The organism is Nostoc sp. C052, assembly GCF_013393905.1.
In the GTDB taxonomy this organism is placed as follows: domain Bacteria; phylum Cyanobacteriota; class Cyanobacteriia; order Cyanobacteriales; family Nostocaceae; genus Nostoc.
Genome location: NZ_CP040272.1, coordinates 1,464,764 through 1,483,652, shown reverse-complemented (window position 1 = coordinate 1,483,652; position 18,889 = coordinate 1,464,764). Strand labels below are relative to the sequence as shown.

The following is an 18,889-nucleotide window of genomic DNA, read 5'->3' as shown; positions in this document are numbered from 1 at the left end:
TAATTTTCAATAGGTCGAAATGGGGACTGGGGATTGGGGCAATGACCAATGACTAATGACTAATGAGCAATGACCAATGACTAATTGTTTTAACCAAGAAAAAAAGGATTTTAGGTAATTAAAATGGACGAAATCGTTAAAAAACTTGCTGGTCTGGGTCTTCCTGGCATAATTCTCGTGATTTTAACAGTTACATCAGCAGGTAGTAATGTTGCTGTTGTTGCTGCCCTCACAGCCTTAGGAGGGCCATTTGGCATTGTTGGAGGGATAGGAATACTCGGTCTGATAACGGTTGTAGGGGATACTGTAGCGGGATATGGAATTGAAGCTGTTCTCAAAGCCATCTATACAGAACGTAGTAAAACCGAATCTGTGAGATTCCTCCTGAAAGAAATTAAAGATTTACCCATTTCAGAGGAGCTAAAACTCAAACTGAAAAATGAACTTAGCCCAGAAGTCATTATTGATACTGACGAAGTTCAGGCGCCAAAAACAATTGAAATCGTCGAGGAATAATTTCACTTTTAGAGGATATTTGAAAAGTATTTGGCTGTGATTCTAGGGGCTATGGTGTACACACAAATCTAAAAAATCTCGATTTCCCATTGTTGCGATCGCGCTTAATTGTTGTCAACGCATAAGATAGCCTCTGAGTTGAATAGTACTCATCTAAGACACAGCCTTTACCCTGACTGGTAACTGGTTCCCAGCCTCCAGGCTGGGAACTCGTTCTGGGAGGCTCCGCCTAGACTGTTGACCAGAGGCTCTGCCTCTGAGAATACATTCCCAGCCTTTAGGCTGGGAACGAGGCTCAAGACTTAAATTATATTAGTGAATTCCGACTATAGCCATAATAATGACTTTAATAAAATTCTCAGCTTATATATTACCTGTATGTCAGAAATTAGAATTAGCCCTACTCAGTCTATTGATAATTATTCAACTTTAACTGAGCAGCAACAACATAAAATCTTAGTGGAATGGAACGATACAACAGTAGATTATCCTCAGCATTTATGTATACATCAATTATTTGAAGCGCAAGTAGAAAAAACTCCAGACAGTATCGCTGTTGTCTTCAATGAGGAACAACTAACTTACCAAGAGTTGAACCACCAAGCAAATAAAGTAGCACATTATCTACATTCCGATTCGCTAGGTGTAGGGCCAGAAATTCTAGTAGGCATTTGCATGGAGCGTTCCCTAGAGATGATCGTAGGGCTATTGGGAATTCTCAAAGCTGGAGGAGCTTATGTCCCCTTAGACCCAACCTATCCCCAAGAGCGTCTCAGTTTCATGCTTGCAGATTCACAAGTGTCGGTGCTGTTGACACAGCAGAAGTTCGCTGAAGAATTTGCTGGTAGCAGGGCGAAGGGAGTTTGCTTAGATACTGATTGGGAATCAATTAACAAACACAGTCAAGAAAATCTTGCTAGCAACGTTACGGCTGAAAATCTGGCTTACGTTATCTACACCTCTGGTTCTACAGGAACACCAAAGGGAGTAGCTGTGCCACATCGGGCTGTGAATCGACTAGTATGCAACACCAACTACATACAGTTTATGCCGGGCGATGCCTACGGCTGTCAACTACTCGTTGCTCAAGCCTCAAATACTTCATTTGATGCAGCCACTTTCGAGATATGGGGATCTCTTTTGCACGGGGCTAGGCTGGTGGTAATTCCTCAGAATGTTGTGCTTTCACCCCAGCATTTCGCAACGTACATCCGCGAACAAAGAATTAGTATATTATTTTTGACGACAGCTTTATTTAATCAGTTAGCTAGCGTTGTCCCTGAAGCATTTAAACACCTACGACACTTGCTATTTGGAGGCGAGGCTGTAGATCCCAAGTCAGTCAAATTGATTTTGAGCAATGGAGCGCCACAGCAATTACTGCATGTTTATGGCCCAACTGAGAGTACAACATTTGCTTGTTGGTATCTAGTGCAAGATATTCCTGAAGGGGCTACAAACATACCCATTGGTCGCCCACTCTCCAATACACAAATTTATATACTCGACTCCCAACTTCAACCAGTTCCGATTGGTACTCCTGGCGAACTATATATTGGCGGCGATGGTTTGGCACGAGGCTACCTAAACCGTCCAGAATTAACCAAGGAAAAATTTATTCCTAATCCCTTTGAGGGGGCAGAGGGAAGGGGAGCAGGGGAGCAGAGGGGGAAAGGGCAAACAGATAGCTCTTTCTTTTCCCCAGTCCCCCATATCAATCGCCAATCCCCAATCCCCAATCCCCGGCTTTACAAAACTGGTGATTTAGCCCGTTTCTTGGCAGACGGCAACATTGAGTTTATTGGGCGAATCGATAATCAGGTGAAGATTCGCGGCTTCCGCATTGAATTAGGAGAAATTGAGGCACTTTTAAGTCAACATTCGGATGTACAGCAGGCAGTGGTAATCGTCCGTGAAGACATTCCTGGTGATAAGCGTCTTGTCGCCTATATTGTCCCTAAGCAAAAACTTGAGGTGAGTACCGCTAACCTAAAATGCTTCCTCCAGGAGAAGCTGCCCGACTATATGATACCGGCAGTCTTTGTAATTCTAGACTCGCTGCCACTCACCCCTAATGGTAAAGTGGATCGTCGAAATCTTCCAGGTTGCGATCGCACCCGCCCGAATCTCGAAGAAATCTTTGTCGCACCTCGCAACCCAATTGAGGAGAAATTAGCGGTCATCTGGGCTGCGTTACTGGCACTTGAGCAAATTGGAGTCAATGATAATTTTTTCCAATTAGGTGGTCATTCCCTCATTGCCACTCAGATCCTTTCTCGTGTGCGCGAAGTTTTCCAAGTTGAGTTGTCCTTTCATCACATCTTTGATAAACCTACCATCGCTGGTTTAGCTCAAATAATCGCACTGCACAGCCAGCGAGAACAGCAGTTACAGTGTCCTACCATACAACGAATTGAGCGTGAAGGACTTTTACCAGTTTCCTTTGCTCAAGAGCGAGTGTACTTTATTCAACAATTGGCTCCTGAAAGTATTGCCTACCAATTCCAGGCAACTATGCGATTTCAGGGTCAACTCAATGTGCCGATATTACAACAGTGCCTCAACGAGATTGTACTACGTCATGAAATCTTTCGCACAACTTACCCGGCGGTGAATGGACGACTATTTCAGGTAATTCACCCAGCACAACCAATCAGCTTCAGAGTAATTGACCTCCAGACATTTCCTGAATCTGAGCGGGAACTAGAAGCTCAATGTCTGATTGAGGCAGAATTGCAAAAACCCTTTGACCTGAATCAACTACCGTTGGTCAGATGGGTTTTGTTCAAGTTGAGCGAACAAGAACATCTGTTAATCCACATTGAGCATCATATAACTCATGATGGTTGGTCATTCAATATATTTCTGGGTGAATTGCTCGAACTTTATCAAGCCTTCTGTTTGGGTAATCCTTCCCCGCTTCCTCAACCATTGCTTCAATTTGTGGATTTTGCCCATTGGCAGCGACAGTGGGTCAAAAGCCAAGAAGCGGAGGTACAAAAAGCCTATTGGCAGCAGAAGTTATCTGGTAGTTCACCGTTGTTAGCATTACCTTATGATCGCCCGCGACCGACAGAGCAAACTTACAATGGCGATCAAATTAGGGTAGAACTTCCTATCGACTTGTGCGAATCTCTGCGAGTTCTGAGTCGTCAGGAGGGTGTCACCTTATTTATGACGATGCTGGGAGCTTTCTTGGTAATATTGCATCGATATACTGGGCAAGATGACCTGAGCGTAGGGACTGCCGTTGCCAATCGGCGGATACAGGAGGTAGAAAAGTTAATTGGCATGATTGTCAATAACCTAGTTCTACGCACTTATTTGTCTGGCAATCCCACATTTAGAGAATTACTCGGTCGAGTTCGTCAAGTGACGTTAGAAGCATACGCCAACGAAGATTTACCCTTCGATCAGGTGGTAGAGGTTCTCAAGCCAATACGGAATTTGAGTCACAATCCTCTATTTCAAGTGATGTTCAGCTTCCATGATTCCCCGATGCCGGATTTGATTCTGCCAGGTTTGGACATTAGCTTGTATGAACCGATCAGCAATAAATCAGCAAAGTTTGATTTAGATTTCTTGGTGATACCGCGTTCTGAGCAACGTGTGCAGAACGGTTCTAAAACCGGAGCAAAGGGAATCACACTAGTCTTGGAATATAATAGTGACCTCTTTGATGCTGACACAATCCAACGAATGTTAGAACAGTATCAAACTTTACTAGAAAGTATTGTCGATAATCCGGAGCAGCGAATTTCGGAATTACCACTACTAACGCAGACTCAGCAGCAATTGCTGAGGGAGTGGAATCAAACTCATCGGGAGTATCTCAATAAAGAGTGTATCCATAAATTATTTGCGGCTCAGGTGGACTTAACACCCTATGCTGTAGCTATTCAGCAAGCAGATGAACAATTAACTTACCGCGAATTGAGCGATCGCGCCAATCAATTAGCCCACCATCTGCAAAGTTTGGGAGTCAAACCAGAAACCTTAGTTGGTATCTGCGTTGAGCGTTCTTTAGAGATGATTGTCGGTTTACTCGGCATTCTCAAAGCCGGGGGTGCATACATTCCCCTTGACCCAGCTTATCCCCAAGAGCGACTGACTGATATTCTCGAAGATACGCAACTGAGCATTCTGCTAACTCAAGAAAGATTCCAGGACAGACTACCAAATTATGCCGGCAAAATCATCTGTTTAGATACGGACTGGTTAGAAATTGCTCAACACAGTACAGCAAATCCGATTAACGAAGTTCAACTCCATAATCTCGCCTACATGATTTATACCTCTGGTTCTACGGGTAAACCTAAAGGGGTGATGATTGAACAGCGATCGCTAACAAATTTTACCCTCACCGCTACACATGAATATGGAATTAATGCAAGCGATAATATTCTGCAATTTGCATCTATCTGTTTTGATGCCTCAGTAGAAGAAATCTTTCCTTGTCTTTTAGTTGGCGCAACATTAGTATTACGAACCGAAGAAATGTTGCACTCCAGCGATGAATTTTGGCGGTGTTGCCAAGAATGGCAGTTAACTGTTTTGGATCTTCCTACAGCCTACTGGCATCAGTTAGTAGCAGAACTTACCCCTGAAGACTCCCGAGTTGCCGAAAGTCTGAGAATGGTGATTATTGGTGGAGAAGAAGCTCAACTCGAAAAAGTGAAGCATTGGCATAGTAGTATTGCCCACCTCTCGAATCCACCCCAATTACTTAATAGTTATGGCCCAACCGAAGCAACGGTTATAACTACTTTAAATTGCTTAACCCCGGCAGCCACCTCTGTTAGCATTGGACGACCTATAAGCAATGCTCAGGTTTATATTCTGGATCGATATCTGCAACCTGTCCCTATAGGAGTTACCGGAGAACTGTACATTGCTGGAGATGGATTAGCCAGAGGATATTGGCAACGTCCTGAACTTACGGCTCTTAAATTTATCGAGAATCCGTTTTACAATCCAAAATCCAAAATCCAAAATCCAAAATTGGAGCGCCTTTATAAAACAGGGGACACAGCACGATTTCGCCCAGATGGCAACCTAGAATATCTCGGTCGTGTTGATAATCAGGTGAAGATTCGGGGTTTCCGCATCGAGTTGGGAGAAATCGAAACGGTGTTGAGTCAACATCCAGAGGTTTTGCAAGCTGTCGTTATTGCTCGTGAAGATATTCCCGGACAAAAACGGCTAGTGGCTTATGTTGTACCTAAATCGCAACTAACCACCGATGAACTGCGGCATTTTCTCAAGCAGAAGTTGCCTAATTATATGGTTCCCTCGGCTTTTGTGCTGTTGAAAGCGCTGCCGATGACTCTCAACCAGAAGGTAGATTACCGTGTCCTACCAGCACCCGAAATATCCCGCAGCGCAGAACCTAACTTTGTTGCACTTCAAACTCCTACAGAAGAGAGATTAGCGGCGATTTGGGCGGAAATCTTAAGATTAAAACAAGTCGGCATCCACGATAACTTCTTTGAATTGGGCGGAGATTCCATCCTCAGCATCCAGGTAATTTCCCGCGCCAATCAAGCGGGTATCCAAATTGCTCCTAAACAGCTATTTCAATACCAAACCATTGCTGAGTTAGCTGCTGTGGCAGGAATTACTCGCCAAGTTAAAGCCGAACAAGGGTTAGTGACTGGCAAGGTGGCGCTGACACCCATCCAACATTGGTTTTTCGAGCAGAAATTGTCGGAACCTGATTACTTTAACCAATCAGTTCTGCTGAAAGTGTCGCCAGACTTGCAACCAGAGCTATTACAGCAAGTTGTGCAACAATTGTTAGTGCATCATGATGCTTTGCGATCGCGCTTTGCACGTCTCCCTTTGGGAGAATCGCAGTTTCAGCAAGAAGAGGAAAACTGGCAGCAGTTTAACGCCCCTACTCAAGAATCGATACCATTTAGCGTCATCGATTTGTCGCACCTGTCGGCAGAAGGACAACAAACAGCAATAAAAACGGCGGATGCGGAACTTCAAGCTAGTTTGAATCTATCTACTGGAGCGATGGCTACGCCCGCCGCCGGCATCGCACGAGTAGCACTGTTTCAATTAGGCAACAATCAACCAGGTCGGTTACTATTCATCATCCATCATTTAGTAGTAGATGGAATTTCGTGGCGGATTTTGCTTGAAGATTTGGCTACTGGTTATCAGCAAATCAGTTGTGGCGAGGCTATTAAATTACCACCTAAAACAACTTCCTGGCAATATTGGAGCGATCGCCTTACAGAATACGCCCAATCATCTGATGAGTTGAATTACTGGCTTAGTGAGTCTAGTTTGAAAGTTACCGCCTTGCCAGTAGATTATCCTTCAGATAAAGAAAATAACACTTTAGCCTCAACCGATTCTGTATCACTTTCTTTAACTGAAGAACACACCCGCGCCCTCTTGCAGGATGTACCCTCTGCCTACAACACTCAAATTAACGATGTGCTGTTGACAGCCTTAGTGCAAAGCTTTGCCCAATGGACGGGACAACCTTCTCTACTGCTTGATTTAGAGGGACATGGACGGGAAGATTTATTTGAAGATGTAGATTTGTCGCGCACTGTGGGTTGGTTTACTACCTTATTCCCCGTTCATTTACAGCTAGAAGAAATTGACCATCCAGGAGAGGCTTTAAAGTTAATTAAAGAACAACTACGGCGTATTCCCAACCGAGGCATCGGTTATGGCGTGTTGCGATATTTGCAGCAGGATGAAAGTACACGCAAACAACTACAAGCACTACCCCAAGCGGAAGTAAGTTTTAACTACCTTGGTCAGTTCGATCAAGTGCTTAAGGCATCTGATGTGTTGGGTTTAGTTGAAGAATTTAAAGCTGAACAGAGTTTACTTAATCAGCGCAGCCATCTATTAGGAGTAGGCGGCTTTATTCATGCAGGAAGACTGGAAATGATTTGGAATTACAGCAATAAAATTCATAAACGAGACACCATCGAGAGTTTAGCCTTTGGGTTCATGGAGAAATTGCGATCGCTCATTACCCACTGTCAATCTGTTGATGCGATCGGTTATACACCTTCGGACTTCTCAGCAGCCAAACTTAGCCAAAAACAGCTTGATAAATTCCTCGCCAAAATCAACAAAAATAAATAGTCATTGGTCATTTCCCCAGTTCCCAGTTCCCAGTTCCCAATCCCCATTGTCATGAACAATATCGAAGACCTCTATGAACTTTCGCCCATGCAGCAGGGGATGCTGTTTCATACTCTTTATGCGCCAGAATCGGAAGTTTATTTTGAGCAGTTGCTTTGCATCCTCTCTGGAGAATTAAATTTTTCTGCCTTTAAGCAAGCTTGGCAACAGGTTGTAGCGCGACACCCAGTTTTACGCAGTTCCTTTTATTGGGAGGAGATAGAAAAGCCCTTGCAAATGGTGAGTAAGCAAGTGGATCTCTCGTGGGAACAACTGGACTGGCGGAATTTTACTCCCGATGAACAACAACAGTATTTAGAGGATTTTTTGAAATGCGATCGCCAAAAACAATTTGATCTATCTCAAGCTTCCCTGATGCGCTTCACCGTCATCCATCTAAAGGAGTATACTTACCAATTTATTTGGAGTCATCATCATATCCTCTTTGATGGCTGGTCGATGCAAATTATCCTCAAAGAAGTTTTAGCTTTTTATGAGGCTCATCAGCGAGGTGAACATTTACGCCTGATATCCTCTCCCCCCTATCGAGAATATATTAATTGGTTACAGCAACAGAATATTACTCAAGCAAAAAACTTCTGGCAAAAAAAACTCCAGGGATTTGAAACTCCTACATTAATAGGGGACTGGGGACTGGGGACTGGGGACGGGAAACAGCAAACATACAACGAGCAAACTTTTGAATTATCTCAAACGGTAACTGAGAAACTGCAATATGCGGCAGGACAGCATCATTTAACTCTGAATAATTTGGTGCAGGGAGCTTATGCGTTGCTACTTTCCCGCTACAGTGGTGAAAACGATGTGGTCTTTGGTGCAACTGTATCCGGCCGTCCACCAACGCTTGCAGGAGTGAATTCTATGGTTGGGTTATTAATAAATACACTCCCTATACGGGTACAAATTACACCAAAAGCCGAATTATTACCCTGGCTCAAGCAATTACAAAGCCAAGCATTTGAACAGGAAGAATATGCTTATTATTCTCTAGCAGAAATTCAGCGATTGAGTGATTTTCCACCAGGAATGCGACTATTCGACAGCCTTTTAGTGTTTGAAAATTATCCGCTAGATTCTGCTGAACAGGATATCAAAAAAACTTTAGGAATTAGTAATATCCGTTGTTTTGAACGTACCAATTATCCGCTAACTATAGTAGTTAATCCTGAATCACAATTGTCTGGCAGGATTATCTATGAGACCAGTCGCTTTGAGCAAGAAACAATTGTCAGAATAATTGGACATTTCCAAACGCTACTAGCAGGAATAGCAGACAATATACAACAAGATATTTCCCAATTGTCTCTGCTCAGTGAAGCTGAAGAAGAAAAATTAATTCTACAAGAGAATAATCAAAGTATAGATTCTATTCATTACAAATGTATTCATATTTTATTTGAAGAACAAGTAGAAAAGAACCCTGATGCGATAGCACTTGTATATGAAAAGGAATATTTAACTTATCGGGAGTTGAATAACCGCGCCAATCAATTAGCCCATTATTTACAAGTGCTGGGAGTTAAACCTGAAGTACGAGTGGGAATTTGTGTCGAGCGATCGCTAGAAATGGTTATAGGAATACTAGCTATCCTCAAAGCGGGTGGGGCATACATTCCGCTAGATCCGGCTTATCCAACAGATCGACTAGTATTCATGATGGAAGATGTGCAGACACCGATTTTATTAACGCAAACTCATTTGCAAGATAAACTTCCAATCTATAATCAAACTGTAGTGAATCTTGACTCAGATTGGGAAATAATTTCTCAATATAAAGAAGATAATTTACACAGTGAAGTTAATCCAGAAAACTTAGCTTATATCATCTATACCTCTGGCTCAACTGGAACACCAAAGGGAACAGAAATTACTCATCGTAGCATCATTGGTTTTATGTTTGGGGTTGATTATATTCACCTTGATGCAGAACAGATTTGGCTGCAACATTCATCGATTTCTTGGGATGGACTAACTCTAGAACTTTGGCCGCCCTTGCTTTATGGTGGGTGTTGTGTGCTTTACCCAGACACAATCCTCACACCTGAAGACTTAAGCAAGATTATCCAAGAGCAAGGGGTTAACACTATGTTTCTGACTACCGCTTTATTTAATCTTATGATTGACACGATGCCACAAGGGTTGTTAGGGATTAAACAACTTCTGTTTGGAGGAGAATCTGTTTCTGTACCTCATGTTCGTCGCGCCTTAGAATTATTGCCTGAAACACAATTAATTCATGCTTACGGCCCTTCAGAATGTACCGTTTTTACCTGTTGTTATCCGATTCCTCAACAACTTGCTGAAAATGTACATTCAATTCCCATTGGAAAACCTATCGGTGATAGACAAGTTTACCTACTAGATAAAGATTTACACAGAGTCCCGATTGGCGTTCCTGGGGAACTTTATATCGGTGGGGCGAGTGTTGCTAGAGGTTACTTAAATCAACCAATATTAACCAGTGAAAAATTTATTGCCAATCCTTTTCTTGAGGGCGATACACTTTACAAAACCGGAGATTTAATTCGCCGTCTCCCTGATGGAAATCTGGAATTTGTCGGGCGAATTGATACACAGGTTAAAATTCGCGGTTTCCGCATTGAATTAGGAGAAATTGAAGCAGTTTTAAATCAACATCTTGACATAAAACAAGTCGTAGTTATTGCACATGAAAATGAACATGGAAACAAGTATTTATTAGCCTATCTCCTTACCAAGAATAATCAACCAACGCCTCATACCCTGCGAAACTTCCTCAAGACAAAGCTACCTGACTACATGATTCCCACAGTATTCGTATTTCTAGAGGCATTACCCCTAACACCTAATGGTAAAATTAATCGCCGTGCTTTACCTGTCCCAAATGCGGAACAAAGAAATCTAGAGGTTGATTTTGTTGCTCCTCGCACGCCTACCGAACAAGAATTAGTCACGATTTGGGTTGAAGTTCTCAAATTAAAACAGGTTGGAATTCACGATAACTTTTTTGAGTTAGGGGGACATTCTTTACTAGCTACCCAAGTTATCTCTCGATTAAGAGAAGCATTTTGTTTGGATTTTTCTCTGCGTTATTTATTTGAAAATCCGACGATTGCTGAACTCGGTCAAGAAATTGAAAAAGCAGAAAATGATGCAATTGCAGAGATTATAGGAGAAGTTGATCAGTTATCAGACCAAGAAATTACACAACAATTGCTTTTGTGAGTATAAGATTTTAGAGTTTTTAAACTCAGAGGAACGTAAAGTAAACGCAAAGATACGCAGAGTTTTTTGAGAGAGAATTTGCTACGAGTTAAGTCTCTTTGATTCGATGAAAAAAACTAATTTTCGATAATTATTATGAGCGATTTATTAAAACGCCTAGAAGCCCTTTCACCAGAAAAGCGAGAATTAGTCTTACAAAAACTGAAAAAGCAACAGCAATCTACCCTTCTTACATCTGTATCGAGAGAACAACCTCTTCCCCTCTCCTTTGCCCAACAAAGACTATGGTTTCTCGATCAACTAGAAGGCGAAAATTGTGTTTATAATGTCCCCTTTTTCTGGCAGATTAAAGGATTTCTAAATATAAGTGCTTTAGAACAAGCTATTAAAGAAATTGTTCAACGTCATGAAGTCTTACGCACCAGCGTTTGTATTGTTGATGAGTCACCGATACAGGTAATTCACCCTCATCTTCAACTGACAATGCAAGTGCTAGATTGGCGACAATTAACTGAAGAAAACCAGTTAAGCAAAGCGCAGCAGTTAGCAAAAGAAGAATTGCAACAACCCTTTAACTTATCAAACCCACCTTTGCTACGGGTAAAATTGTTGCAACTGAGTGACCAATCTAATTTACTGTTGCTCGTTATTCATCATATCGTTTGTGATGGCTGGTCAATTGATATATTCCGCCGTGAATTGTTCAGCCTTTATACTGCATTTTGCACCGGCGAACCTTCTCCCTTAACCGAATTAACGCTGCAATATGCCGATTTCGCCCACTGGCAAAGACAATGGCTACAGGGAAAGGTACTCGAAACCCAACTCAATTACTGGCAAAAACAATTAGCCGCAGTCCCGCCTCTGTTGGAATTGCCCACAGATAGAACCCGCCCATCAGTTCAAAGTTTCAGAGGGCGTAGCGAGTTTTTGAAACTCAATCAGGATTTAACCCAGAAGTTGAAGCGTTTGAGTCAAGAGTCTGGAACAACCTTGTTTATGACTTTGCTTGCAGCATTTACGCTGTTACTTTCGCGCTACAGTGGTCAAGAAGATATTATTGTTGGTTCTGCGATCGCTAATCGCAATCGTCGTGAAACTGAAACATTAATTGGTTTTTTTGTCAATACCCTAGCATTACGTACCAATCTGCAAGGGAATCCAACTTTCTTAGAGTTACTTGAACGAGTCAAGCAAGTAACTCTAGATGCTTATGACCATCAAGATTTACCCTTTGAGAAGCTAGTCGATGAATTGGGATTAGAGCGATCGCTTTCTCATCATCCCCTATTTCAAGTGGCTTTTGGCGTGCAAACTCAAACCCAGCAGCAACTAGAAATCAATGGATTAACCCTTACCCGTTTTACATGGGAAAACACCACAACTCTGTTTGATTTGTCGCTGATTTTTCGAGAAACTCCCCAAGGGTTGACAGGAGAATGGGAATATGGAACCGATTTATTTGAGGCTAAAACCATTCAACGGATGGCGGGAAATTTTGCAGTTTTACTTCAGGGAATTGTTGATAATCCTCACCAAACCATTAATACTCTGCCATTAATTGCAGAGGACGAATGTCAGCAATTGCAAATTTGGAATCAAACTCAAACTGATTATCCCCTGAATCAAACTTTGGTGGAACTGTTTGAAACTCAAGTTGCCAAAAACCCTAATAATCTCGCTTTGGTGTTTGAATCCCAATGCCTAACTTATCAACAACTTAATCAAAAAGCTAACCAACTGGCTCATTATTTAATTCAAAATCACCAAATTCAGCCAGAAAGCTTAATTGGTATCTGCGTTGAACGGTCTTTGGAGATGATTATTGGTGTACTCGGTGTCTTGAAAGCGGGTGGTGCATACCTGCCAATTGATCCCAATTATCCTCAAGAACGGATTGGGTTGATGTTAGAAGATTCTGGAACATCAGTGTTACTAACCCAAAGTTTTCTCATAGACCAATTACCCATAAAAAAACTGAAAAACTCTCTGCAATTAATTTGTTTGGATGACGAAACTTTTGCGGAAGAGTTCACAAAAAATCCCAGTCCAAAAACTACACCTGATAATTTAGCTTATGTAATTTATACATCTGGTTCGACGGGACGACCCAAAGGAGTGATGATTGAGCATCGAGGGTTGACCAATTTGACTTTAGCACTGGTTAACACTTTTCAAATTCAACCCCAAAGCCGTTTTCTTCAGTTTGCTTCTTTTAGTTTTGATAGTTCTGTTGCTGAAATTGCTCCTACTCTAGCCACAGGTGCTTGTTTATATTTGGCGAAACAAGAGACTTTGCTATCCGGTCAAGGCTTGGTCGATTTTTTGAGCGATCGCAAAATCTCCCACATTATTGTACCCCCTTCGGCCTTATCGGTGTTACCGCCAGCGACTTTAGCAGATTTGCAAACCATAGTTGTTGGTGGTGAAGCTTGCCCAGCTGAATTAGTGACAAAATGGGCAACAGGGCGACGTTTCTTGAATGGCTATGGCCCTACAGAATCTACAGTTGGTGCAGCGATAGCAATTTGTCAACCCAATGGCAAAAAACCACCAATTGGTCAACCTTTATCTAATATCCGCATCTATATTTTAGATGTTCACAATCAGCCCTTACCACCTGGCCTACCTGGAGAATTGTGCATCGCGGGAGTGGGTTTAGCACGAGGTTATCTCAACCGTCCCGATTTAACTGCCGAAAAATTTATTGAAGTTGAATTATTTGGCAAAACTGAGCGAATTTACAAAACTGGGGACTTAGCAAAATGGAGAGATGATGGCAACCTTGAATATCTAGGTCGCATTGATGCTCAAGTTAAATTACGGGGCTTTCGCATTGAACTTGGTGAAATTGAATCGCTATTATTACAACACTATTTAGTTAAAGAAGCGGTTGTTATTTTATCTGAAACTGATAATAATTCCAGGTTAGTAGCATATCTCACGGCGGCAGGAGAATCCAGCAATTTAGGTGGTCAACTCAAAGACTACCTGAAAATTCACCTACCGAATTATATGATTCCTAGCCAGATTATAGTATTGGCTCAGTTGCCCATTACCCCTAACGGTAAACTAGATCGTAGAGCATTACCAACGCCAGAACCAGCCACTTCCACTGATTTTGAAATACCAGTGACAGCAACTGAAGAACTATTGGCTACCTTATGGCAAACTATTCTGAAAGCTAGGTCTGTTGGTCGCCAAGATAACTTCTTTGAATTGAGTGGACATTCCTTATTAGCTACTCAATTGGTTGCCCGTATTCGTGACACTTTTGGAGTGGAAATACCTGTTCGCAAGGTATTTGAGCAGAGTATTTTGTTTGAGTTGGCAACAGAAATTGACAAAGCCGCTTCAGTAATTACTTTACCTCTCATCACACCACAACCTGCAAATGCTCCGAAAACTCTGTCCTTTGCCCAATCAAGACTCTGGTTTTTAGCCCAACTTGAAGGCACTGGAACCTCCGCTACCTATAATATGTCAACAGCGCTGCAACTTGACGGCAAGTTGAATATAGATGCGTTGCGTGCAAGTTTTGATTATCTCCTCGATCGCCATTCTATTCTACGCACATATTTCCCCGCCCGGTCGGGAGAGGCACAAATAGTCGTCCAAAATCTAGAGGATATAGAAGTACTGACTATCGCAGATTTACGAGAACTTTCCCCCCAAACTCAAGCAGAAACCATACAACGGTTATCAGATAACCACGCCCAAGAACCATTTGATTTAAATACTGGCCCCTTATTTAAAGCTAAATTACTGCAACTGAGCCAACAGAAAAATGTCCTGCTGATTAATATGCACCATATTATTAGTGATGGCTGGTCAATGGGAGTATTTAAACGTGAATGGGAACAGGCTTATTCTGCTTTAGCTGCGGGGGATATTCCGAATTTGTCACCCTTGCCAATTCAATATAGTGATTATGCAGCTTGGCAGCGCAGTTGGCTACAAGGGAAAATTTTAGAAAATCAGGAAAATTACTGGAAACAACAACTAGGCGATGCTCCCCGATTGCTGGATTTGCCTACCGATTATCCCCGTCCAGCCCAACAAAGTTACCAAGGTGGGCGTGAGGAATATCTTTTAAGTAATGAACTGACTCAAAGACTTAAAGCTATTAGTCAAAAACACGGGGTTAGTTTGTTTATGACTCTGTTGGCGGCTTTTAATATTCTGTTATACCGCTACAGCCGTCAAGAGGATTTATGTGTTGGTTCTGCGATCGCTAACCGCACCCATAGCAATACAGAATCATTAATTGGCTTTTTTGTCAATACTTTGGTGTTGCGGAGCAAAATCAAGCCGGAGCAAAGTTTTAGTGAGTTACTGCAACAAACTCGCCAAACTTGCTTAGATGCTTATGCTCATCAAGATATTCCCTTTGAGTATTTGGTAGAACAACTGCAACCAGAGCGCAGTCTCAGCCATAATCCCTTATTCCAAGTGATGATGGTGTTGCAAAACACCGAAGGAGCAGGGAGGAATGTTAGTTTACCAGAGCTTGATATTCACTGGTTGGATCAAAACTATCCATTTGCTAAGTTTGATTTGACCCTTGACCTTTGCGAAAGGGATGGTCAACTACGCTGTATGTGGGAATATGCCACCGATTTATTTGAGGCAGAGACAATTGGGCGTATGGCGGGACACTTTGAAGTATTGCTCGAAGCTGTTGCCAAAAACCCCCAACAGCCAATCGGTAAGCTGCCCTTGATGACAACAGCAGAAATCCAACAACTGCAACTTTGGAATCAAACTAGCATCAATTATCCTCAAGATCAAACGTTGGTAACTCTGTTTGAACAACAGGTAGCACAAACACCCGATAACATTGCGGTGGTGTTTGAAAATCAAAGCCTGAGTTATCAAGAATTGAACCAGAAAGCTAATCAGTTAGCGTATTCTCTATTAGAACTCCAAACAGAGCAACAATCGCCTGATAATCCATTGATTGCGATTTGTGTGGAGCGATCGCTATCAATGGTTATTGGCTTGTTTGGTATTCTGAAAGCGGGTGGCGCTTATGTACCAATTGACCCTAACTACCCACAGGAGCGGATTCGTTTTATGCTCGAAGACTGTGGGGCAAGAGTTTTGCTCACCCATAGTCTAGTTAAAGATAGATTGGGGATTGGGGATTGGGGATTAGGGACTGGGAATAAAGAAACTCTTTTCCATTCCCCACTGACCACTCCTCACTCCCGAAAAATTCTATATTTAGATGAGGATAAATTTACCAACCAATTTCCAGAAAAATCCAAAATCCAAAATCCAAAATCCAAAATCCAAAATCAAGATGATTTAGCTTATGTGATTTACACATCAGGCTCTGCTGGGAAACCCAAAGGCGTACAAGTACTGCACCGTGGTTTAACTAACTATTTGCACTGGGCAAAAGACTTCTATGTAGTAGCGCCAGGACAAGGTACACCCGTCCAGTCTTCCCTAAGCTTTGATGCAACCATTACCTCTCTTTACCTACCTCTAATTTGTGGGCGCACCACTATCTTGGTAAGAGAAAAACAAGAAATTGAAGCTTTAGCAAACATCATCAAACAGAACAATCATCTCTCCCTTATCAAAATCACCCCCTCCCATCTGGAAATACTCAATCAGCAACTTATTGATGCTAATGCTATGCAAAATCGAGTTAATGCCTTGGTTTTAGGCGGCGAGGCATTACGCGCTAACCAAATAATCCCGTGGCTGACTCATGCTCCTGATACCCGCCTGATCAACGAATATGGGCCGACAGAAGCGGTTGTGGGGTGTTGTGTCTACGAAGCAACTGGAAAAATGGATTTAGTTGGCGATTTATTAATCGGAAGACCAATTGCTAATGCGCGTATCTACATTTTAGACGACCAAAACCAACCCCTACCTCCTGGCATTTCTGGCGAACTTTGTATTGCGGGTGATGGTTTAGCCCGTGGCTATCTCAACCGTCCCGAACTCACAGCAGAAAAATTTATCGAACTCGACTTATTTGGCGAACAAGAGCGAGTTTATAAAACCGGAGATTTAGCCAGATGGTTGCCAGACGGTAACATACAATACTTGGGGCGGAATGACAACCAAGTAAAACTGCGTGGCTTTCGGATCGAATTGGGTGAAATTGAAGCCTTGTTAGCCAAACACTCGAAAATTCAGCAAGTAGTAGTGATTTTACAAGGAGAAGATGCAATTAATCAACGCTTGCTAGCTTACATTGTACCTACGCCAACAGATGTAGAGACGTTGGATGCAACATCTGAACAGGTAGAACTGTGGCAGCAAGTTTTCAATAATAGCTATTCTCAGCAACAAACCCCAACTGATGATCCAACTCTGAATCTAGCCGGTTGGAATGATAGCTACACAGGAGAACCCATTTCCCAAGCAGCGATGCAGGAATGGCGAGATACAACAGTTGCCCAAATTTTAGAACTTGCACCAAAACGGGTCTGGGAAATAGGTTGTGGTACAGGAATGTTGTTGTTTAAAGTTGCACCCCATTGTCAACATTATTTGGGTACAGATTTTTCATCGGAAGCATTGCAGTATATTGAACAACATCTCAAACAGCAGTCTCTCAATGAGAAAGTTACTTTAAAAACGAGTGCAGCTAACCAGTTTGATAATATTGAGATAAATGCTTATGACTTGGTAATCATCAATTCTGTTATCCAGTATTTTCCCTCTCTGGATTACTTTTTGCAAGTCTTGGAGAGGGCTATCAAAGCTGTGAAAACTCAGGGAACAATCTTTATTGGTGATGTGCGTAATCTTCAACTATTAGAAGCTTTCTACACCGCCGTTGAGTTTTATCGCGCTCCCAATGAGTTATCAATTAAAGACTTGCGTCAACAGATTCAAAAAAGCATTGACACCGAAAGCGAATTACTTATTGAACCTGATTTCTTTATCGCTCTCAAACAACGCTTTCCTCGCATTAGTCACGTACAGATTCAATTGAAACGGGGTTATGCTCACACGGAAATGAGTCGTTTTCGTTACGACGTTGTTTTACATTTAGATCAAATAAATACTACCATTGCAGAAGCACAATGCTTAGATTGGCAAATTGAGCAACTGAATTTAGAGAAAATTGAGAAAATTTTAACAACTCAGCAACCAGATTTATTATGCATTAAAAGTGTTCCAAATGCTCGCCTCACTTCAGAAATGCTACTATTAGAAGAAATTGCGAAATTAGATAGTAATGTTTCAGATTTAAAAGCGGTAGTTGCCCAAGCTAAATTAGGAATCGAACCCGAATTATTCCGAACTTTCGCGCGATATTTGCCCTATATTACTTTCATCCAATATAGCCCCACAGGGTTTGCTGATTACGATGTTGTTTTTCAACGAAAAATTCCCGGAAAGGCGATATTGCCAATATTTTCTCAGGGTAAAAATTTGCAGATAAAACCTTGTCAACATTATGCCAATCAACCGTTACAATATCGCACTAATCAAGTTGACTCAGCATTATTAGAAGAATGGCGGGATTTTCTAGGAAAAACTCTGCCTGATTATATGATTCCTAGCCATTTCACCGTGTTAGAAAAACTACCACTGACACCAAATGGAAAAGTAGACAGTAAAGCTTTACCTGCACCAAATACAACAGTTTCATCAACAGACATTGAATTACCTCTAACAGCGACAGAAAAATTGCTTGCCGAATTGTGGGCGAAGCTGCTTAAATATGAAGCGATGCCTGCGGCGGGCTACGCCTACGCCTGTCATGATAACTTCTTTAACTTGGGAGGTCATTCTTTATTAGCAACCCAACTGATTGCCCGTATCCGTGATAAATTCAAGGTAGAACTGCCTCTGCGAAAGATATTTGAATTTCCCACTCTCACAGAATTAGCGACTTATATTGATACCTGTATTTGGGTTAATTCCACCGATGAAAGTATGCAGTCTCTCAACTCAGATGAAGAGGAAATAGAATTTTAAAGTACTACGGTTTAAAACACGTCCTCAAGTAAAC

The 18,889-nt window shown here is 42.0% G+C and carries 4 protein-coding genes; all 4 read left to right on the top strand.

All coding sequences use genetic code 11. The features are described 5' to 3' along the window. Nucleotides 1-123: 123 nt before the first annotated feature. Nucleotides 124-516: a hypothetical protein gene (locus FD723_RS06110; protein ID WP_179064520.1), complete on the top strand. Its 393-nt coding sequence runs from the start codon at nt 124-126 to the stop codon at nt 514-516. Between the two features lie 378 nt (nt 517-894). Further along, nucleotides 895-7,635, top strand: coding sequence for a non-ribosomal peptide synthetase (locus FD723_RS06105; RefSeq protein ID WP_179064519.1), 6,741 nt, complete (start codon nt 895-897; stop codon nt 7,633-7,635). A 51-nt stretch (nt 7,636-7,686) separates the two neighbouring features. Continuing rightward, entirely contained in the window at nt 7,687-10,899 is a 3,213-nt protein-coding gene (locus FD723_RS06100) for a non-ribosomal peptide synthetase (RefSeq protein WP_179064518.1), read from the top strand. A gap of 135 nt (nt 10,900-11,034) precedes the next feature. Further along, a complete protein-coding gene (locus tag FD723_RS06095; protein WP_179064517.1) occupies nt 11,035-18,855 on the top strand; it encodes a non-ribosomal peptide synthetase in 7,821 nt (2,606 codons plus the stop codon). Nucleotides 18,856-18,889 lie beyond the last annotated feature (34 nt).